Here is a 21,438-nt window from a genome sequence, read left to right on the forward strand (position 1 = left end):
GTGCTCGCGGTCGCCGGGCTCGCGCACGGCGACCTGTCGCCGTACAACGTGCTGGTCCACGACGGGCGGCTGGTGGTGATCGACCTGCCGCAGGTGGTCGACCTGGTGGCGAACCCGCAGGGCACGTCGTTCCTGGCCAGGGACGTGCGGGTGATGACCGGGTGGTTCACCGCCCGAGGGCTGCCCGGTCACGTCGCCGACGCCGACCGCCTCACCGCCGACCTGCTCGAGGAGGCCGGCCTCGGCTGACGGGCCCGCTCCTGTCGGTGATCAAGGGATCCGTGACCCTCGCGGATCCCTTGATCACCGATGGGGGGTCGGGGTCAGGCGGGGGCGGTGCTGCGCTCGGTGGTGCGGCGCCAGCGGATGCCGGTCTCGAGGAACTCGTCGATGTCGCCGTCGAAGACCGCCGTGGTGTTGCCGGTCTCGTGCTCGGTGCGCAGGTCCTTGACCATCTGGTACGGGTGCAGGACGTACGAGCGCATCTGGTTGCCCCAGGAGTTGCCGCCGTCGCCCTTGAGGGCGTCCATCCTGGCCTGCTCCTCCTGGCGGCGCCGCTCCAGCAGCTTCGCCTGGAGAACGTTCATGGCGGTGGCCTTGTTCTGGATCTGCGACCGCTCGTTCTGGCAGGAGACGACGATGCCGGTCGGGAGGTGCGTGATGCGCACCGCGGAGTCGGTGGTGTTCACGCCCTGGCCGCCGGGGCCGGAGGACCGGTAGACGTCGATGCGCAGCTCGGACTCGTCGATCTCGACGTGGTCGGACTGCTCGACGACGGGGAGCACCTCGACACCCGCGAACGACGTCTGGCGCCGGCCCTGGTTGTCGAAGGGCGAGATGCGCACCAGGCGGTGGGTGCCCTGCTCGACGGAGAGGGTGCCGTAGGCGTAGGGCGCCTGCACGGAGAAGGTGGTCGACTTGATGCCGGCCTCTTCCGCGTACGACGTCTCGATCAGCTCCGTCTTGTAGCCGCGCTGCTCGGCCCAGCGCAGATACATGCGCTGGAGCTTCTCGGCGAAGTCGGCGGCGTCGACGCCACCGGCCTCGGCGCGGATGTTGACGAGCGCCTCACGGGAGTCGTACTCGCCGGAGAGGAGGGTCCGCACCTCCATCTCGTCCAGCGCCTTCTTGACGGCGGTCAGCTCGGACTCGGCCTCGGCCCGGGTGTCCGAGTCGTCCTCCTCCTCGGCCATCTCGAAGAGCACGGCGAGATCGTCGATCCGCGAGCGCAGGGCTTCGGCCTTCCTCACCTCCGCCTGGAGGTGGGAGAGCTTGCTGGTGATCTTCTGCGCCTCGTCCGGGTTGTCCCACAGGGACGGCGCGGCCGCCTGCTCCTCGAGCACGGCGATGTCTGCCCTCATCTTCCCGAGGTCCAGAACGGCCTCGATCGACTCCATGGTCGAGGAGAGGGACTTGAGCTCTTCGGATACATCGACGACTGCCACGCTCCCAGCGTAACGGCTCCGCCGGGGAGGCAGTGTCCGGTCCTGAGCCCGGGTTCTCGACACGGCCGGGGTCGTGGGCGCCGCGGCCCCGGGGGCTGCCGCCCCCGGAACCCCCGCTTCGGCCCGAAGGGCCTCGCCCCCGAACGCCGGACGGGCTGGATTGCACTGGCCGGCGCCTTCGCTACGGAGTCTCCGGGGCCGAGTTCTTCATGTCCTGGGGAGTGCCGGCCGGCTCGTCGTCCGAGGTGGCCAGCCAGGTGCCGGCGCCGATGGCGGCCGCGACGGCCACGGCGGCGGCGCCGAGGACGAGGCGGCGTCGGCGGGTGGCGGCGCGGTTGCGGGCCGAGCCGGGGCGGGGGGCGCCGGCGGCACGCGGGGCGCGGGCCGTGCCGTGGGCGCCGCCGGCCAGCTCGTCGGGGGCCGGGACGCGCATCGAGGTGTGGGTGTCCCGGTTGGAGTCGGGCTTGGCGCCGGGGACCAGGGAGACCGCGCCGCGGCGCCGGCGGGGCGCGGGCGCGGGCTCGCCCCGGTCGGGCTGCGGGGCCTCGTCCGCGGGCTCGGCGGCGTCGACGTCCGGCTCGTCCACGTCCAGCGGCGGCATCCCGGCGAGCGTGGGCAGCTGCTCCCGCAGCCGCGCGGCCAGCTCGGAGGCGCGCAGCCGGGAGGCGGGGGCCTTGGCGAGGCACTGGACGATCAGCTGCCACAGCTCCTCGGGGATGCCGGGCAGCGGGACGACGGTCTCGGTGACATGGCGGCGCAGCACCGCGCCCGGGTGGCCGCCACCGAAGGGGGTGAAGCCGGCCAGCAGCTCGTAGAGGACCGTGGCGAGGGCGTAGATGTCGACGGAGGCACGCGGGGGCAGGCCTTCGACGATCTCCGGGGCCAGGTAGTCGGGGGTGCCGATGACCTTGGTGGCGCGGGTGCGCTGCGGGGTGTCGATGAGCTTGGCGACACCGAAGTCGGTGAGCAGGGCGCGGTGGGACCCGCCGGGGCCGAGCGGGCTCTGCATGTCCAGCAGGATGTTCTCGGGTTTGACGTCCCGGTGGACGACCCCGGCCGCGTGGGCGGCAGCGAGCCCGTCGGCGACGTCGGCGACGATCGCGACGGCCGCCTCGGGGGCGAGCCGTCGCTCCCGCTCCAGCCGGGTGCGCAGGTCGGTGCCGCGTACCAGGTCCATGACGAGGGCGAGGTCGTTCCCGTCGACCACCAGGTCGCGCACGGAGACGACGTTCGGGTGCTCAAGGCCGAGCAGGGCCGTGCGCTCCTGGACGAAGCGTCCGACGAGTTCCTGGTCGGACGCCAGATCCTCGCGCAGCAGCTTGATGGCGACGGGCCCTTCCGGTCCCTCGCCCAGCCACACCGTGCCGGCGCTGCCCCGACCCAGGATCTGGTTCGCGGTGTACCGGCTGCCGATCTTCCGTGCCAAGACTGCTCCTACAGACGCGTGTTGTCGCTAAAACTACGCGCCCGAGGAGCCGGCCTTCACCGGGGAGCCGGAAATCACCCCCTGGCTGTCGACAAATCGACAGACTCGCTGCCGCCCGGCTACTGCCGCACTGCTGCCTCGCCACTGCCTCGCTACTGCGTGGATCCCCCGGTGCCACCGGACCCGCCCAAATCGCTGATCCAGCCGGTCACCGTGGTGAACCAGTCGGAGAGCTGCTCCCAGTAGCCCTTCCCGGTGCCGATCCACTCCTGGAGCGGGCTCAGCTCCCAGATCAGCCAGCCGGCCACGAAGAGGATGACGATCGTGAACAGGCAGCCCTTGAGGCAGCCCAGGCCCGGGATGCGCATCGGGTTGGCGCTGCGCCGACGCGGCTCCCGGGGCTCCCGCTGGGGCCGCTGCGGCTGCGGCGGGGCGGGCGGGGCGTACCGCTGGGGCGGCTGGGGCTGCTGGGGCTGGGGGGTGGCGTACCGCTGCGGCGGCTGTTGCTGCTGCTGCTGCTGCGGATAGCCGTAGCCGGGCGGCGGGCCCTGCTGGGGGCGGGGCTGCGGACGGGGCTGCGGGCGCTGCTGGGGCTGCTGCTGCGGCCGGGCGACCTGCCGCTGGGGGCGGCGGCGCAGCGGGTCCTGGTCGGGGTCGAGGTACTGGATCTGCGTCTGCTCGTTGCGGTCCCGCGCGGCACGCAGCTGGTTCTGCCAGGGGTGCTCGCCCTGCTGCCCGTCGTGGCCCTGCTGACCCTGCTGGTGCGGGGGCACCGGCGGCATGACGGCCGTCGGGTCGGCGGCGCCGGTGTTCGGCAGGACGGCGGTGGGGTCGGCGGCGCCGGGCGGGCCCCCGGTGTGCGGGAGCACGCTGGTCGCGCCGTTCGGGTCGTACGCGCCCGGCGCGGAGCCCTGCGGAAGCACCTGGGTCGGGTCCGCCGCGCCCGGGGTGCCGGGGACCGCGGTGGGCGCCGGGTCGGGGGCGAGCAGCGCGCCGACGTTCTCGGCGGCGGCGATCTGCGCGGAGTTCGCGTGCACGCCGATGCCCTGGGCGACGACGCGCAGGGCGCGGGCCAGGTTCTCGGCGCTCGGGCGCTCGTCGGGGTTCTTGCGCAGGCAGCGCTCGATGACCGTCCACAGCGGCTCGGGGACGGTGGAGGGGCGGCGCGGTTCGGCGCTCAGGTGCTGGTGCAGCACCTCGAGGGCGGAGCCGCCGGAGAACGGCGGACGGCCGGTGACCAGCTCGTAGAGCAGGATGCCGGCGCCGTAGATGTCGACCGCCGAGGTCTGCGGGCGGCCCTCCGCGGACTCCGGGGCCACGTACGCGGGCGTGCCGACGAACTCGTGGGTGCGGGTGAGGCCGGGCGAGTCGGCGAGCCGGGCGATGCCGAAGTCGGTCAGCATCGGGTGCATCTGGCCGCCGTCCTGCTTGAGCAGGACGTTCGCCGGCTTCAGGTCGCGGTGGACGACGCCGTCGTCGTGGCTGGCGGCGAGCGCGTCGGCGATCTGCGCGGTGAGCAGGGACGCGGCGACCGGGGTCAGGGGGCCGTTCTCGCGCAGGTAGCGGTGCAGGTCCGGGCCGTCGACGAGGTCCATGACCAGAGCCAGCAGATCGCCCTCGACCACCAGGTCGCGCACCCGCACGATGTTCGGGTGGGTCAGCCGGAGCAGCACGGAGCGTTCCCGCAGGAACCGCATCACGACATCGGCGTCGTTCGCCAGCTCCTCCTTGAGGACCTTGATGGCGACGGTCTCGCCGGGCTGTCCGGGCACGGCCGCCTCGGCGCCCGCGGTCTCCCGCTGGCGGGCTCGCCAGACGGTGCCCGTGGCGCCGCGCCCGAGCGGCTCCTCGAGCAGGTACTTGCTGCCGACTGGCCGCACGTCACGCGCTCCCTGTTGCTTGGCTTGCCTGTGGTCTGTCTCGCGACCCACTGTAGTGCCGGGGTGCGACGGCCGGGCTGTCGTCTTTCCGTGGGTCTTACGTCGCGGTTCCCGGCCATGTTCGAAGGAAAGACGCTCGCCCCGGTCCGCGGGTTGCCGAAAGCCGACGTGACCGATCTCAAGCGGTCGCCGCCGCCCCGTCCGTCAGGCACTTTTGCGGGCAGAGCCGACCAATCAAGATCACTTGTTCCGGAGCGGCGGGCGTGTTGTCGGTGACAGGTGCGAGGATGCGTGCAGTACTGGCCGACGTGCTCGTGTGGGGGTGGGCGAAACCCTCCGCGCCCGCGCAGAAGGGACCGCTGACGGCGATGCAGATCCGGCTGACCGTCATAGACCCGCTGGGCCCGCCCTCGGTCGAGGCGCGAGGCCGCGCCGCGAGCCGCGACGTGCTGGTGACCGCGCCCGCCGGCACGGCCCTCTCGGCGGTCGCCGCCGCGCTGGCCTCGGCGGTCACCGGCGACGCGGCCCAGGCGGGGCCGGTGGTGCTGTACGCCGGCGCGGAGCGCCTCGACGACCGCCGCTGCACCCTCGGCGAGCCCCCGCTGCTGGACGGCGCCGTGCTCTCCGTCGGCGCCCCCGCCGACCCCGAACCGCACCCCGAGGTCGACGACGCCCCGGCCCGCCTCGACGTGGTCGCCGGACCCGACGCCGGCGGGGTCCATCTGCTGCACGGCGGCCGGATCGACATCGGCCGCTCCGCCGACGCCGACGTCCCGCTCGACGACCCGGACGTCTCCCGGCTGCACTGCGCGGTGACCCTCGAACCCGACGGCCGCGTCACGGTCGCCGACCTCGGCTCCACCAACGGCACCACCCTGGACGGCACCCGCGTCGGCTCCGGCCCGGTGCGGCTGCCGCCGGGCGCGCTGCTGCGCCTCGGCGAGTCGGCCCTGCGGCTCGCCCCGGCCGGGGGGCCGGGAGCCCGGCGGGGTACGGCACCGGACGGCGAAGGGTACGTCCGGGTCGCCCCGGCGTCCCCGTCCGCCGGCCTCCCGCAGGCCCCGGAGAACCACGCGCGCGCGGACGGCCCCGCCGAAGCGGAGCGGCGGCCGGGCGAGGGCCCGTCGGCCGCCCAGGACCACACGCCCGTGGAGCCGCCCGTGGAGCCGCCCGTGCGCCCGCCGGTCGTACCGGGGCAGGCCGGGGCACCCGCGGTGGAACAGGGGCGCCTGGAAGGTGAGGGACGGTCCCGCCGTACGGCCGAAGCCCGCCCGCTGCCGCCCGCCGACGGCGGGACGCACGCCGGACGCCGGCGCGGAGGCCTGGGCGCGTGGGCGCGCCGACTGGCCGGCGGACGCGGCGAGCAGCCTGCGGCGGCCGGGCCGCAGACGTACGACGCCGAAGCGGCCGCCACACCGCTGCCGGCGCCGTCGGCCGGTCCGCGGCTGCCCGAGACCTGGCCCGACCCGGCGTCCCTGCTGCTGACCGCGCTCGGACCCGGCCCCCGGCTGTGGGAACGCGGGCCGGGACACCCGGAGGCGCTGACGGTACGGCTCGGCACCGCCGACCGCCCGGCCCCCGACGGCTCGGGCCTGCTGCCCGCCGTGCCGGTGACCGCCGATCTGCGCGAGGCCGGCGCGCTGGGCCTGGCCGGACCGCGCCCGCGGCTCGCCGGGCTGGCCCGGGCGGTGCTGGCGCAGCTGGCCGCGCTGCACTCGCCCGCGACCCTGGAGATCGTGCTCATCAGCACCGACCGCGCCCGCTCGGTGGCGGACCGCACCGCCGAGTGGTCCTGGCTGGGCTGGCTCCCGCAGGTCCGCCCCGGGCACGGCCAGGACTGCCGCCTCCTCCTCGCCTACGACCGCGAACAGGCCGCCGCCCGCACCGACGAACTCCTGCGCCGCCTGGACGACCACCTCACGGACCGCGCGAACGCGACCCGGCCGCCGACCCCGCTCGCACCGGCCCCGACCGCGCCGGGCGAGCCCGTCCCGGACCGCACGGGCCGCCCCCCGCAGGTCGAGCACGGCCCGACCCCACCGCCCCCGGCCCCACAGGTCGGGCACGGCGCGGGTGGCACGGCCCCTGCTCCGCAGGACAGGTACGGCGCGGGCGGCACGGACCCCGCTCCGCAGAGCGCGCACGGCCGGGGCGAGGCGGCCCAGTCCCCGCAGAGCGGGCACGGCCCGACCACGCCGACTCGGGCCGCGCAGGTCGGGCACGGCCCGGGCAAAACGGCCCAGCCCTCGCCGAGCGGGCACGGCCCGGGCGGTACGCACCCCGCTCCGCGGGGCGGATACGACCCGACCGCGTCCCGCGCCCCGCAGAGCGGGCAGGGCCCGGGCGCGGCGTCGCGCGGTCGGCCGACCGCGGCCTCGCCGGGCGCGGCGCCGTATGCCTCGTCCGACGGATCCGCCGTGGGCGGCGTCCGGTCCGCATCCGCCGACGGATCCACCGTGGGCGGCGCCCGGTCCGCATCCGCCGACGGTGGTTTCCCAGCCGGTGCCGGGCGCCCCCCGGCAACCGGCGGGCGCCCGGCCCCGACGGCCCACGGCCTGCCCGCCCAGGCCGGTCCAGGCACCGCCGGGCCGGGCACGTCCGCACCGGCTCCGGGCACCGCCGGGCCGGACACCACCGCGGACACCCCGCCGGGCGAAGCCCAGCGCCGTTCCCACCCCCACGCGGCGGCCCACGGCCTGCCGGGCGGACCCGGCGCGGGCGGCGCCCCGCGCCCCACGCCGGCCGACGGCGGCACGGCGTACGGCCCGCCCTCCCCCGCCGGCGGCGCGGCAGCGCACGGCGCGGCCGACGGCGACAGCCCCGCCCCCTCCCGGGCCGGCGGCAGCGGCCCCGGTGCCGGTCGGCGGCCCTCCTGGGCGCTGCGGGACGACGGTGCCGAGGGCAGGTTCCCCGGGCCGTACACGGTCGTCGTCGTGGACGGCGACCCGGGCGGTGCCGGGCTGCGGGACGCGGTGGCGCGGCTGGCCGCGGAGGGGCCGCGGGCCGGGATCCACGTGCTGTGCCTGGCCGAGACGGCCCCCGCCTCGCCGGTGTCGCCGGTGACGGAGACGTACGAGGCGGCCTGCGCGGCGGTGCCCGCGTTCCGCGCGTGCGGGGCGGTGGCGCTGCTCAGTGGGGATGTGGCGACGGCGCTGCGGCTGCTGCGGGTGGCCCCGGCCGGTCCGGTCGGCCACGGCACGATGGCGACGGTCGACGCCGTCTCCCCCGCCTGGGCCGAGCGGTTCGCGCGGGCGCTGGCGCCGCTGCGGCCGGACGGTTCCGGCGGTGAGCGGCAGGCGCGGGTGTCCGCGCCGCTGCCCCAGTCGGCCCGGCTGCTGGACGAGCTGGGGCTGGCCCGGGCCACCCCGGCGTCGCTGATGGCCCGCTGGGCGGACGCGGCCGACGACACCCGGGCGCTGGGCGGGCGGGCCTGGGCGGTGCTCGGGGCGGGCCCGCGCGGGCCGGTCTGTGTGGACCTGGTGGCGGACGGCCCGCATCTGCTGATCGAGGGCCCGGCGGGCAGCGGCCGTACGGAGCTGTTGCGCGCGGTGGTCGCCTCGCTGGCCGCCGCCGAGCGCCCCGACCGGCTGGGGATCGTGCTGATGGACGGCCGGGACAGCGTGGGCACGGGTCCGGCGCACGGCGAGGGGCTGCGGGTGTGCACGGACGTGCCGCATGTCACCACCCATCTCACCGCCAACGATCCGGTGCGCATGCGGGAGTTCGCGCAGTCGCTGAGCGCCGAGCTGAAGCGGCGCGCGGAGTTGCTGGGCCGCTCGGACTTCGCGGAGTGGCACACCGGGCGGGAGCTGGCGAGCCGGATGGTCGCGCAGCGATCCGCGCCGCGGCAGACGCCGCAATCCGCTCCCGGCCGGACGACGGGGCCGGGCGGCGGTTCCGGTGCCGCGGATCTGGACGGGCCGCCCAGTTCGACGCTGCGGCTGCGGCCGGGCGGGGCGCGCCGGCAGGCGGAGGCGGCGCCGCCGCTGCCGCGGCTGGTGGTGGTCGTGGACGATCTGGACGCGCTGGTGTCGCCCGCGCTGGGCTCCCCGGGGCGGCCCGCGGCCGGGTCGGTCGTGCGGGCGCTGGAGGCGGTGGCCCGGGAGGGCGAGCGGCTGGGGGTGCATCTGGTCGCGGCGGCCGGTCCGGGCGGTCGTACGGCCGAGTCGGAGGCGGCGCGGCGGGCCCGGCTGCGGATCGTGCTGGACGCGCCGGCGCCGGGCCCGGACGAGCCGTCGCCGGGGCGCGGCCGGCTGACCGGGCCGGACGGGCGGGTGATGCCGTTCCAGGGCGGCCGGGTCACCGGCCGGATTCCGCGCACCGCGACCCTGCGGCCCACGGTCGTGCCGCTGGACTGGCACCGGATGGGCGACCCGCCGGCCCGCCGCCCGGTGCGGGAGCTGGGCAACGGGCCGACGGACCTGGCGTTGCTGGCCAGCGCGCTGGAGCGGGCGGCGCGGGAGGTGTCGGCGGCCCAGGTGCCGTCGCTGCTGTAGGCGCCGGCCGGGGCGGGCGCGAGTCACAGCGCGGTCACGATCACGCCCTTGACACGGTTCGCGCCCTTGCCGACCTCCGTCACCCGGCGTAGACCAGTGCTCACGGAGCATAGGGATCAACGCTGGACGTTCGACGAGGAACGAAGAACGGGGCCGTGATGCACATCAGGAGCAGCACCAGCCGGACGACGACACGGAGGGCGGCGCGCACCGCGGCGGCCCTTCTCGCGGGAGCGCTCTCGCTCTCGCTCGCCGCCTGCGGAGGCGACGACGACAACGACGGCCCGACGGAGGGCGCGAGCGGCGGCACCGAGACGACCGCCACCGTGAAACTCCCCAAGCTGGACGGCGAGTCCCTGGAGGTGGCCGCCGTCTGGACCGGGCCGGAGCAGGCCAACTTCAAGAAGGTGCTCGCGGAGTTCGAGAAGCGCACCGGCGCGAAGGTCACCTTCGTCCCGGCGCAGGACCCGATCATCAACTTCCTCGGCTCGAAGATCGCGGGCGGTCAGCCGCCGGACGTCGTGATGCTCCCGCAGCCGGGCGCGATCAAGCAGGCCGTGGAGAAGGGCTGGGCGAAGCCGCTGGGCGCGCAAGCGCAGGCGGAGCTGGAGAAGAACTTCTCGCAGAGCTGGCGGGACATCGGCGCGGTGGACGGCAAGCCGTACGGCGTCTACTACAAGGCCGCCAACAAGTCCCTGATCTGGTACAACACGCAGGTCTTCGAGAACGCGGGCGCCGAGGAGCCGAAGACCTGGGAGGACCTGCTCACCACCGCGCAGACGATCTACGACTCCGGGGTGACGCCGTTCTCCGTCGGCGGCGCCGACGGCTGGACCCTCACCGACTGGTTCGAGAACGTGTATCTCTCCCAGGCGGGCCCGGAGAAGTACGACCAGCTGGCCAAGCACGAGATCAAGTGGACGGACCCCTCCGTGAAGGAGGCGCTGACCACGCTCGCGCAGATCTGGGGCAAGCAGGACTACCTCGCGGGCGGTGCGAGCGGCGCGCTGCAGACCGAGTTCCCGGCGTCCGTCACGCAGACCTTCACCGGCGGCGACCAGCCGAAGGCGGGCATGGTCTACGAGGGTGACTTCGTGCAGGTGAACATCGCGGAGACCGAGGCGGAGGTGGGCACGGACGCGAAGGTGTTCCCGTTCCCGGCCGTCGGTGACACGGCGCCCGTGGTCTCGGGCGGTGACGCGGCGGTGATCCTTGAGGACTCCAAGGCGGCGCAGGCGCTGGCCACCTTCCTGGCCTCGCCGGACGCGGCGACGATCCAGGCGAAGCTCGGCGGCTACCTCTCGCCGAACAGGAACGTGGACCCGAAGGCCTATCCGAACGCGGTGCAGCAGGAGATGGCGAAGGCGCTGATCGCGGCCGGTGACGACTTCCGCTTCGACATGTCCGACCAGGCCCCGCAGGCCTTCGGCGGCACGCCCGGCAAGGGCGAGTGGAAGGCGTTGCAGGACTTCCTGAAGAACCCGAAGGACATCGCGGGCACCCAGCGCAGGCTGGAGGCCGACGCGGCCGCGGCGTACGGGAACTGAGCCGGCGATGACGTCGCCGGCACCGGCGGCGGAGGTCCCCGGGGCCCCCGCCGCTCCGTCCAAGCGCAAGAGCGTGACCGGTACCCGCACCGCCATCGCGGCACTGTTCCTGCTGCCCGCGCTGGTGCTGCTCGGCGCGCTCGTGGTCTACCCGATCGGGTACTCGGTCGTCCGCAGTTTCTACGACCAGTCCGGCGACGGATTCGCCGGATTCGACAACTATCAGGCCCTGTTCACCGACGACGGCATCCGCACCGCGCTGAAGAACAACATCATCTGGGTGGTGTTCGCGCCGACCGTCGCGACCGCGCTCGGTCTGATCTTCGCGGTGCTCACCGAACGGGTGCGCTGGGGCACCGCGTTCAAGCTGGTCGTCTTCATGCCGATGGCGATCTCGATGCTCGCCGCGGGCATCATCTTCCGGCTGGTGTACGACCAGGATCCGGACAAGGGCGTGGCGAACGCGGTGTGGGTGGGCGTGCACGACACGTTCGCCCAGTCGTCGGCGTTCCCGAAGGCCCATCCGGGGCGGGAGTCGCCGCTCGAACCGGCGGGCGGGGGTGCGTTCATCACGAAGGAGCCGGTCCGGCCGGGCGAGCCGGTGGTGCTGCCGCTGGTGGGCGTGGCGCCGGATCTGATGCCGGACGGCGCGAAGCCCGCCGGGAAGCCGCAGGCGGACCCGGGGAAGATCACCGGCACCACCTGGCAGGACTTCACCCGCGGCAAGGGCGTGGGCACGCTCGGCGCGCCCGACCCGTCCGAGTTCGGCTATCCGGGGATGAGGATCGAGGCGGTGAAGGACGGCAAGGTGGTCGCCTCGGCCACGGCCGCCGACGACGGCACCTTCAGTCTGCCCGCGTCCGCCGAGGGGGCGCTGCTGCGGCTGCCCGCGGACAACTTCAAGGAGCCGTACAACGGGCTGGACTGGCTGGGCCCGTCGCTGGTCACACCCGCCATCATCGGCTCGTACATCTGGATGTGGGCGGGCTTCGCGATGGTGCTGATCGCGGCCGGTCTCGCCGGGGTGCCCCGGGAGCTGCTGGAGGCGGCGCGGGTGGACGGCGCCAGCGAGTGGCAGGTGTTCCGCCGGGTCACCGTGCCGCTGCTCGCGCCGGTCCTCGCGGTCGTCACCGTCACCTTGATGATCAACGTGCTGAAGGTGTTCGACCTGGTCTTCATCATCGCCCCGGGTTCCTCGCAGGACGACGCGAACGTGCTCGCCCTGGAGCTGTACCGCAAGGGTTTCGCCGAGGACCAGCCGGGCGTCGCGAGCGCCATCGCGGTCTTCCTGCTGCTGCTGGTGATCCCGGTGATGTGGTTCAACGTCCGGCGGCTCAGGCGGGAGGTACGGCGATGACGAAGCTGTCCGCACAGCCGAGGCGGTCGCCGGCCGCGTGGGTGGTCGAGAAGCTGAGCGGCGGCGCGGTGCGGGTCTTCCTGATCGTGGTGGGCCTGTTCTGGCTGGTGCCGACCGTCGGTCTGCTGCTGTCCTCGCTGCGCAGCACGCGGGACATGAACGAGAGCGGCTGGTGGACGGTGTTCACCGAGCCCGCCCGGCTCACCGTCGACAGCTACGAGAAGCTGCTGGAGAACGGTGACATCACCGACTCCCTCGTCAACACGGTGCTGATCACGGTCCCCGCGACGGTGCTGGTGGTGGTGATCGGCGCGCTGGCGGGTTACGCGTTCGCGTGGATGGAGTTCCCGGGCCGCGACTGGTGGTTCCTGGCCGTGGTGGGACTGCTGGTGGTGCCGGTGCAGGTGGCGCTGATCCCGATCGCCGAACTGTTCGGCAACCTCGGTCTGTTCGGTTCCATCCTGGGTGTGATCCTGTTCCACGTCGGGTTCGGGCTGCCGTTCGCGGTGTTCCTGCTGCGGAACTTCTTCGCGGAGATCCCCCGGGAGCTGCTGGAGGCGGCCCGCCTGGACGGGGCCGGTGAACTGCGTTTGTTCGCCCGGGTGGTGATGCCGCTGGGCGGGCCCGCGATCGCGAGCCTCGGCATCTTCCAGTTCCTGTGGGTGTGGAACGACATGCTGGTGGCGCTGGTGTTCACCGACGCGGGCAGCCAGCCGATCACGGTCGCGCTGCAGACGCAGGTACGGCAGTTCGGCAACAACATCGACGTGCTGGCACCCGGCGCGTTCATCTCGATGGTGGTGCCGCTGGCCGTGTTCTTCGCCTTCCAGCGGCAGTTCGTGTCGGGCGTGATGGCGGGAGCCGTGAAGTAGCCCCGGAGCGGGGCGACTTCACAGGGGCGGGCCGGGATCACCGGCCCGCCCCTTCGCGTTCACCCCGATTCCCCCACATGCCGTACAGACCGTAACTCCTGCGCTTCCAGGGCCGTTGCCGGGCAGAACGCCCGAGCTGTCCCGCCGACCCTTGGATGTCCCCTTGCCCAGGTTCAGTGTCATCGTTCCCGCGTACCAGGTTCAGGCGTACCTGCACGAGTGCCTGGATTCGGTGCTCACGCAGTCGTATCCCGATCTCGAACTGATCGCGGTGGACGACTGCTCACCGGACGCCTGCGGCGAGATCATCGACGAGTTCGCGGCCCGCGACCCGCGCGTCAAGGCCGTTCACCTGGAGCGCAACGGCGGGCTGGGCGCCGCCCGCAACGCCGGGACGGAGCGGGCGACCGGCGACTACCTGGTCTTCCTGGACTCCGACGACACCCTCACCCCGGACGCCCTGCGCGCCGTCGCCGACCGGCTGAAGGAGACCGGCGAACCGGATGTGCTGGTCTACGACTACGCCCGCACGTACTGGACCGGCGAGACGGTCCGCAACAAGGCGGCCGGCCGGCTCACCGAGCAGGGTCCGGCGCCGTTCCGGCTGGAGGACCGGCCGGGTCTGCTGGGGCTGCTGATGGTGGCGTGGAACAAGGCGTACCGGCGGGAGTTCGTCGAGCGCGAGGGCTTCGTCTTCCCGCCCGGCTACTACGAGGACACGCCCTGGACGTATCCGGTGATGATGTCGGCCGAGTCGATCGCCACCCTCGACCGGGTCTGTGTGCACTACCGGCAGCGCCGCCGGGGCAGCATCCTGTCCACCACCAGCGACCGGCACTTCGACATCTTCGACCAGTACGACCGGGTCTTCGCGTATCTGGAGGCGCACCCGGAACTGGCCCGGTGGCACCCGCTGCTGTTCCGCCGCATGGTCGACCATCTGACGCTGGTGTACCGCAAGCCGGACCGCCTGCCGCGGGGCAGCCGCGCCGCGTTCCTGCGCCGGGCCCGCGCCCACTACCGCCGCTACCGGTCCCCCGGGCTCTCGGCCTCGCTCGAGCAGGGCGGTGCCCCCGTCGGCGCCCCGGCCCCGCCGCGCGTCCGGCTGCGGCACGCGTTCGTCCGGTTCGGCGCGCACCGCACCTTCCGCGCCCTGCACCTGCTGCTGGCCGCCCGCCGCCGTACGGCCCGCCTCGCCCGGGGCCTGGCCCGGGCGGTCCGGGCGGGTGCGCTCCGGCTGCACTACCGGATCCAGCTGCGGCTGCCCCTCCAGGCCGACCGGGCCGTGTTCGCCGCCTCCCGGGGCGCCGGGCCCGGCTGCAACCCGGGCGCGCTGGAGGCCGCGGTCCGCACGCTCGCCCCACAGCTGCGCACCGCGTGGATCGCCCGCCCCGAGCACCACCACACGGTCCCGACCGGCACCCGTCGCCTCACTCCGGGCACCGCCGCGTACTGGACGGCGCTGGCGCGCGCCAAGTTCCTGGTGGACAACGCCGACTTCGACCACCGCCTGGTCAAGCGGCCCGGGCAGGTCTTCGTGCAGACCCGGCACGGCACGCCCCTGAAGCACATGGGCCTCGATCTCCAGGAGCGCCCGGCGGCGGCCCGCGACACGGACTTCGCGCGGCTCCTGGACGGCGTCGACACCTGGGACTACGTGCTGTCCGCCAACCGCCACACCACCCTGACCTGGGAACGCGTCTACCCCGGCCGGTACACCACGCTGGAGTACGGCTACCCCCGCAACGACGTCTTCCAGCAGGCGACCCCGGCGGACGTGGCCCGCATCCGCGAGTCGCTGGGCATCCCGGAGGGCACGGTGGTGATCCTGTACGCGCCGACCCACCGCGACCACCGCCGTACCCAGCGCACCGCTCTCGACCTGGAGCGCGTGGTGCGCCGGCTGGGCCCGCGGTTCATGCTCCTGGCCCGCGCCCACGCCCGGCACGGCGGCCCGCTCGCCGCGACCTCCGGCCGGGTCGTCGACGTCACCGGCCACCCGAACGTCGAGTCGCTCTGCCTGGCCTCTGACGCCCTGGTCACCGACTACTCGTCGATCATGTTCGACTACGCCAACCTGGACCGGCCGATCGTGATCCACAGCCCCGACGACGACTGGGCGGCGTACCAGGCGGCCCGCGGCACCTACTTCGACCTGCGGGCCTTCCCGCCGGGCGCGGTGGCGCGCAGCGAGGACGAGCTGATCGACATCTTCGCCACCGGCCACTGGCGCGGCTCCCGCTCGGCCCAGCTGCGCACCGCGTTCCGGGAACGGTTCTGCCCGTACGACGACGGGCGGGCCGCCGAGCGGGTCGTGCGCCATGTGCTGCTCGGCGAGCCGCCGGAGTCGATCCCGCCGGTGATCCCGCTCGCCGAGCGCCGGCCCGTGCCGTCGGCCGCCGCCGCGCAGCCGCGCAGCCCGCTGGCCAGCGTGCCGCAACCTTCTGGCCCGCTCACCGTCACCGACGGACACCGATGACCGTTGCACCTTCCGGGAGTTCACATGCCCCGCAGTTCGTCGCGGCCGACCCCGTCCCGGCCGTCCACGTGGCGTCCGGCGGGGCGGCCCGGCCGTTCCTCACCCGGTCCGAGGCGCGGACCTCCCGCCTGACCAGGACCGGCACAACCATGGAAAGAGCAGAATGCCCCGCTTCAGCATCATCGTCCCGTCCCATGGGGTCGCGGGCCGGCTGGCCCAGGCGCTGGACTCGGTCCTCGCCCAGTCCTTCGGCGACTTCGAGCTGATCCCGGTGTGCGACGGGCCCGGATCCCCCGCGGCGGACGTCGCCGCCGCCCACGCCGAGCGGGACTCCCGGGTGGCTCCCGTCCACTCACCGCCGTCGGCCGGTCTGGCCGGGGCGCGCGGCGCCGGGATGCGGGTGGCGACCGGCGCGTACCTGCTGTTCCTCGACGGCGACGACATCCTGTTGCCGGGCGCGCTGGCCGCGCTGCACGCGCGCCTGACGCACACCGGCGACCCGGACGTGCTGCCCTTCGCCTACGAGCGGGCCCCCTGGTGGGAGGGCGAGCCCACGCAGCCCGCGGGACCGCTGCTCGCCCAGGCCCCGTCCGGGGTCTTCCACCCGGACCGGGCGCCGCGGCTGACCGGCGTCCAGCTGCCCGCGTGGGCCGCGGCCTACCGGCGGGCCTTCCTCACCGAGCGGGACATCACCTTTCCCGAGGGGCACTTCACGGACATCGGCTTCGGCGCGGCGGTGATGGCGCGAGCCGAGCGCGTCGCGGTGCTGTGCGAGGCCGTCATACGGCATCACGTGCGGCGGCAGGGCAACCGGCTGTATCTGCCCGGCGAGCACCACACGGAACTCCTCGACCAGGCCGAGCGGGCGCTGGCGCTGGCCCCCGAGCTGTCCGCCGAGCGGGCGCACGCCCTGTTCGACCAGCTCTTCGCGGCCGTCCTGAAGACCGCCGGGCACCCGCGGCGGCTGCCCGCGCGCCGCCGACGCGCCTTCTTCCGCCGGGCGAGCGGACTCTACCGGCGCCACCGCCCGGCCGGGCACCGCACCCCGGGCGGCAGCCTGGGCGTCCAGCACCGGCTGCTGGCGACCGGCGCCTACGCGGCGTTCCGGCTGCTGCGCGGCGCGAAGGAGACGGCGGTACGGGCCGGGGAACGGCTGCCGCGTCCACGCGGACTGCGCACCCGGCTGCTCTACCGGTGGCAGCTGCGCCGCCCGCTCGACCCCAACCTGGCGGTGTTCTGCGCGTACTGGGGCCGCGGCTACGCCTGCAACCCGGCCGCGATCCACGCCAAGGCCCGTGAACTCGCCCCGCACATCCGGTCGGTGTTCCTGGTGGAGGCCGACCAGGCGCACGCCATGCCGAAGGACGTCGACCACGCGGTGATCGGCAGCCGCCGCTACTGGGAGGTGCTGGCCCGCGCCACGTACCTCGTCAACAACGCCAACTTCGCCGAAGGCGTGGTGAAACGCCCCGGCACCGTGCACGTGCAGACGCAGCACGGCACCCCGCTGAAGAAGATGGGCATCGACCAGTCGACGTATCCGGTGGTGGCCGCGCAGACCGGCAGCTTCGCCAAGCTGCTGGGCCGGGTCGACCGCTGGGACTACAACCTCTCCGCCAACCGCCATTCCACCCAGGTGTGGGAGCGGGCCTTCCCGGGCTCCTACGAGCAGCTGGAGTACGGCTATCCGCGCAACGACGTCTACTGCACGGCGACCGCCGAGGACGTGGCCCGCGTCCGCGCGGAGCTGGGCGTTCCGGAGGGCAAGACGGCCGTCCTGTACGCGCCCACCCACCGCGACTGGCACACCGGCTTCGAGACCGGCCTCGACCTGGAGGCGTTCTGCGAGGCGGCCGGCGAGGACGTGGTGGTGCTGCTGCGCGCCCACTACTTCTACGACCGGGGCCGCTCGAAGGCCTCCGGCCGGATCATCGACGTCACCTCGCACCGCTCCTCCGAGGACGTCTGCCTGGCCGCCGACGCGCTGGTCACCGACTACTCGTCGATCATGTTCGACTACGCCAACCTGGACCGGCCGATCGTCGTGTACGCCGACGACTGGGAGGTCTACCGGGAGACGCGGGGCGTCTACTTCGACCTGATGCAGTCCCCGCCGGGACCGGTCGCGCACACCCCGGAGGAGCTGGCCCGGATCTTCCGGGACGGCACCTGGGCGGGCGAGGAGTCCCGGGAGCTGCGGGCCGCCTTCCGGGAGCGGTTCTGCGAGTTCGACGACGGGCGGGCCGCCGAGCGGGTCGTGCGCCGGGTGTTCCTCGGCGAGCCGCCGGAGGCGATCCCCCCGGTGACCCCGCTCGCCGAGCGCGTTCCCGCACCCGCCGCGACGACCCTCGTTAGGAGCTGACGTGCCCCGCTTCAGCATCATCCTCCCCTGCTTCAAGGTGCAGGGCTTCCTGCGCGAATGCCTCGACTCGGTCCTGGAGCAGTCGTTCGGCGACCTCGAGGTGATCGCCGTCGACGACTGCTCACCGGACGGCTGCGGCGCGATCCTCGACGAGTACGCGGCCCGCGACCCGCGCGTGAAGGCCGTGCACCTGCCGGAGAACGTCGGCCTCGGCCGCGCCCGCAACGCCGGGATGCCGCACGCCACCGGTGACTACCTGTTCTTCCTCGACAGCGACGACACCCTCACCCCGGGCGCGCTGCGCGCGATGGCCGACCGGCTGGCCGGGACCGGCGACCCGGACGTGCTGATCTTCGACTACGTCCGCACCTACTGGTGGGGCGGCACCCGCCGCAACGTCCTGGCGCCCGTGCTGGGCGAGGCGGCCGACGCGGGCACCTTCAGCGCCGCCGAGCGGCCCGAGGTGCTGGACCTGCTGATGGTGGTGTGGAACAAGATCTACCGCCGGGACTTCGTGGAACGCCACGGCTTCGCGTTTCCGCCCGGCTACTACGAGGACACCCCGTGGACGTTCCCGGTGCTGCTCAGCGCCGAGCGGATGACCGCGCTGGACCGGGTCTGCGTGGAGTACCGGCAGCGCCGCCAGGGCAACATCCTGTCCACCACCAGCCGCAAGCACTTCGACATCCACGAGCAGTACGAGCGGGTCTTCGCGTATCTCGACGCCCATCCCGAGCTGCACACCTGGCGGGGCTTCCTGCACGCCAAGATGGCGGAGCACTGCCTGGACATCCTCGCCAAGCCGGACCGGCTGCCGCCGTCGGACAAGGGCGAGTTCTTCCGCCGTACGGCCGAGATGTTCCGCGCGCGCAAGCCCGAGGGCGCCACGGTCGCCGAGGAGCACCGGGTGCTGGAGGGCGGCTACGCCGGCTATCTGGCCCGGCGGCAGGCGGCGCGGGCCGGGCGGGTGCTGGAACGGCGGGCCGAGCGGGTGCGCGCGGCGGCGGCCGGACGGGTGCACCGGGCCCGCTCGGCCCTGCTCATGCGGCGCCCCCTGGACCCGGACCTGGCCGTGTACTCGGCGTTCTCGCACCGCGGGGTGCTCGGCGACCCGGCGGCGATCCACCGCGCGGCCCGCGAGATCGCCCCGCGGATGCGCGGCGTGTGGGTGGTCAGGGACGAGGAGACGGCCGCGCTGCTGCCGCCGGACGTGGAGCACGTGCTGCTGGGCTCGGCCGCCTACGACCGGGTCACCGCGCGGGCCACGTACTTCGTCAACAACGTCAACTGGCCCGGCGGGCTCACCAAGCGCCCCGGCACCGTCCACGTCCACACCCACCAGGGCACCCCGCTGAAGTACATGGGCGCGGACCTGCTCGGCAAGCCGGGCGCCCGGCACGGTTTCGACGTGCCGAAGATGCTGTGGCGCGCCGACCGCTGGGACTACAGCCTGGTCGCCAACCGGCACTCGGAGCTGGTGTGGGAGCGGGCGTTCCCCTGCCACTTCACCTCGCTGCGCTCCGGCAGCCCGCGCAACGACGTGCTGGTGAACGCGGGCCCCGGCGCGGGGGCCGCGACCCGGGCGCGGCTGGGCATCCCGGAGGACCACACCGTGGTGCTGTACGCGCCGACCCGCCGCGAGTACCGGCGCGGCGGCCATGTCGAGCGGATCGACCTGGCCCGGTTCGCGGAGGACCTCGGCGACGGCCACACCCTCGTGGTGCGGCTGCACCCGTCGCTCGCCACCGGTCACGCGCGCGGGATGGGCCTGTCGGATCTGCACCGGCGCGGCGTGCTGATCGACGCCACCGACGAGCCGCACGTCGAGGAGGTGATGCTCGCCTCCGACGTCCTGGTCACCGACTACTCCGCCCTGATGTTCGACTACGCCAACCTGGACCGGCCGATCGTGATCCACGCCGACGACTGGACGGCGTACGCGGCGAGCCGCGGCGCCTACGTCGACATCACCGCCGAACCGCCGGGCCATGTCTCGCGCTCCTACCGCGAACTGGCCTGGCTGTTCGCCTCGGGCAGCTGGCGGGACCAGGACGGGGAGCGGCTGCGGGCCGCCTTCCGGGAGCGGTTCTGCGAGTACGACGACGGCCACGCCGCCGAGCGGGTGGTGCGGACGGTGATGCTGGGCGAGGAGGGGTGGACGCCGGAGCCGGTCGCGCTGCCGGCCCCGGCCGCCGCCTCCGACCGCGACGTGCTCACCGCCTCGTGATCCGGCTGCGACCGCGCGCCTGGCGGCCGCGCACCTGGGTGCTGGTGCTGGCCGCGGTGTTCGCCGTGCTCCAGCTGGCGAACGTCACCGGCCGGGACACCCCCGACACCAAGAACTACCTGTCGTACGCGCTCAGCCTGCGCGGGGACTCCAAGCGGGAGGCCGCCGCCGCGACCATCGACTACGTGTGCGCGGGGCGGGCCTCGCTGGCCCATCGCGCGCAGAACGTGCACGTGGTCCGCTTCCACCGGCCCGACCCGGCGCCCCAGGTGCGCGAGAAGTGCGGCGCCGACGAGTGGCGGGTCGTGGAGCGGCGGCTGAAGGCGGGGCAGACCGGCGGGCACACCGTGCCGTACATGCCGGAGCGCTTCATGCGCATCTTCGAGGCGCGGCCCGGCTATCCGGTGTTCCTGCTGCCGTTCGTGTCCGTGTTCGGCGTGGTGTGGGGCGTGTGGACGGCGAGCGTGGTGATCGCGGTCGCGGGCGGGGTGCTGGTCTTCCTGGTGCTGCGGTCGCTGCGGGTGCCGCTGGCGCTGTGCCTGACCGGGCAGGGCCTGTATTACGTCCTCCCGGTCGGCACGACCGCCATGCGGCCCATGACCGAGGGACTGATGCTGGCGCTGACGCTGACGGCGGTGTGGGGCTGCGCGCTGGTCCTCGGCGGGCGGCGGACCCGGGCCGGGCTGACGCTGATCGGCGGGTCGCTCGCGGCGCTGTTCACCGTCAAGCACTCGCAGGCACTGTTCCTCGGGGTGTGCCTGGCGGCGGCGGGCACACTGATCGCCGTACGGCGGTGGCGGCGGGGCCGGCCGCCGGGGCCCGGGGTGCTCGCGGTGGCGGCGACCGGGCTGGCCGCGACCGTGCTGACGGTGCTGCTGGCGAAGCTGCTCGGGTATCCGTCGACCGCCGACAGCGTGCAGGATCTGCTGACCCATCACTTCGCGCGGCCGGACCGCGCCGATCCCTGGCCGGAGTTCTTCCAGCTCCAGGGGAACTTCTGGATGGAGTGGCTGCGCCGGCAGATGTGGCAGCCGCTGTTCCTCGCGGCGCTCGCGGCCGGGGCGTGGGGCGCGGCGCGGCGGCCCGCGTTCGGGGTGTTCCTGGCCGCCGCGGCGTTCACCGGGATCCTCACCCAGGCCGGGCACCCGGACATCAACATCTGGGGCGAGCGGCTGATCGTGCTGGCATGGCTGCTGCCGGTGGTGGGGGTGCCGCTGCTGCTGGACGCGGTGCTGCGGCGGCCCGTGGCCCTGCCGGCGCAGGGGCACTCCGAACGGGCTCACTCGATGCGGTGAGGTGAGGTCATGCCGTTGATCTTCACGGGAAGGTACGGCAAATGCCTCAGAC

Annotated in this window: 12 protein-coding genes; 9 read left to right on the plus strand and 3 right to left on the minus strand. The window is 74.2% G+C overall.

What is annotated here, in order from left to right; all coding sequences use genetic code 11:
- The coding region (locus VE614_RS13500; protein WP_324936168.1) for an RIO1 family regulatory kinase/ATPase at window positions 1-249 on the plus strand (249 nt) is incomplete at its 5' end.
- Window positions 250-323: 74 nt separating this feature from the next.
- On the opposite strand, the gene prfB is transcribed toward VE614_RS13500, so the two are convergent.
- The 3 genes from prfB to VE614_RS13515 form a co-directional block, all read right to left on the minus strand.
- A complete protein-coding gene (gene prfB / locus VE614_RS13505; protein WP_324936170.1) occupies window positions 324-1,445 on the minus strand; it encodes a peptide chain release factor 2 in 1,122 nt (373 codons plus the stop codon).
- A gap of 181 nt (window positions 1,446-1,626) precedes the next feature.
- The gene (locus VE614_RS13510) at window positions 1,627-2,871 is read right to left on the minus strand and encodes a serine/threonine-protein kinase (RefSeq protein ID WP_324936172.1); all 1,245 of its coding nucleotides are present in this window, start codon (window positions 2,869-2,871) and stop codon (window positions 1,627-1,629) included.
- Window positions 2,872-3,023: 152 nt separating this feature from the next.
- On the minus strand, window positions 3,024-4,751 hold the full coding sequence (locus tag VE614_RS13515) for a serine/threonine-protein kinase (protein ID WP_324936173.1): 1,728 nt from the start codon (window positions 4,749-4,751) through the stop codon (window positions 3,024-3,026).
- Between the two features lie 368 nt (window positions 4,752-5,119).
- Here VE614_RS13515 and VE614_RS13520 point away from each other — a divergent pair, with 368 nt between their 5' ends.
- The 8 genes from VE614_RS13520 (at window position 5,120) to VE614_RS13555 (ending at window position 21,386) form a co-directional block, all read left to right on the plus strand.
- Window positions 5,120-9,247, plus strand: a complete 4,128-nt coding sequence (locus VE614_RS13520; RefSeq protein WP_324936208.1) for an FHA domain-containing protein — start codon at window positions 5,120-5,122, stop codon at window positions 9,245-9,247.
- Between the two features lie 158 nt (window positions 9,248-9,405).
- Window positions 9,406-10,794, plus strand: coding sequence for an ABC transporter substrate-binding protein (locus VE614_RS13525; protein WP_324936176.1), 1,389 nt, complete (start codon window positions 9,406-9,408; stop codon window positions 10,792-10,794).
- A 73-nt stretch (window positions 10,795-10,867) separates the two neighbouring features.
- Complete coding sequence (locus VE614_RS13530; RefSeq protein WP_324936210.1) at window positions 10,868-12,151, plus strand: sugar ABC transporter permease; 1,284 nt, start codon at window positions 10,868-10,870, stop codon at window positions 12,149-12,151.
- On the plus strand, window positions 12,148-13,023 hold the full coding sequence (locus tag VE614_RS13535; RefSeq protein ID WP_324936178.1) for a carbohydrate ABC transporter permease: 876 nt from the start codon (window positions 12,148-12,150) through the stop codon (window positions 13,021-13,023). The genes VE614_RS13530 and VE614_RS13535 overlap by 4 nt, the downstream gene beginning before the upstream one ends.
- A 163-nt stretch (window positions 13,024-13,186) precedes the next feature.
- Window positions 13,187-15,502 carry a bifunctional glycosyltransferase family 2 protein/CDP-glycerol:glycerophosphate glycerophosphotransferase gene (locus VE614_RS13540; protein WP_324936180.1) on the plus strand — a complete coding sequence of 772 codons (2,316 nt, stop codon included), beginning with the start codon at window positions 13,187-13,189 and terminating at the stop codon, window positions 15,500-15,502.
- A 163-nt stretch (window positions 15,503-15,665) separates the two neighbouring features.
- Entirely contained in the window at window positions 15,666-17,864 is a 2,199-nt protein-coding gene (locus VE614_RS13545) for a bifunctional glycosyltransferase/CDP-glycerol:glycerophosphate glycerophosphotransferase (RefSeq protein ID WP_324936182.1), read from the plus strand.
- A 1-nt stretch (window position 17,865) separates the two neighbouring features.
- The gene (locus VE614_RS13550) at window positions 17,866-20,091 is read left to right on the plus strand and encodes a bifunctional glycosyltransferase/CDP-glycerol:glycerophosphate glycerophosphotransferase (RefSeq protein WP_324936185.1); all 2,226 of its coding nucleotides are present in this window, start codon (window positions 17,866-17,868) and stop codon (window positions 20,089-20,091) included.
- 5 nt (window positions 20,092-20,096) lie between these two features.
- Window positions 20,097-21,386 (plus strand): hypothetical protein, encoded by a 1,290-nt coding sequence (locus VE614_RS13555; RefSeq protein ID WP_414719568.1) that lies wholly within the window; start codon window positions 20,097-20,099, stop codon window positions 21,384-21,386.
- Window positions 21,387-21,438 lie beyond the last annotated feature (52 nt).

This window comes from Streptomyces sp., from assembly GCF_035645055.1.
Taxonomy (GTDB): domain Bacteria; phylum Actinomycetota; class Actinomycetes; order Streptomycetales; family Streptomycetaceae; genus Streptomyces.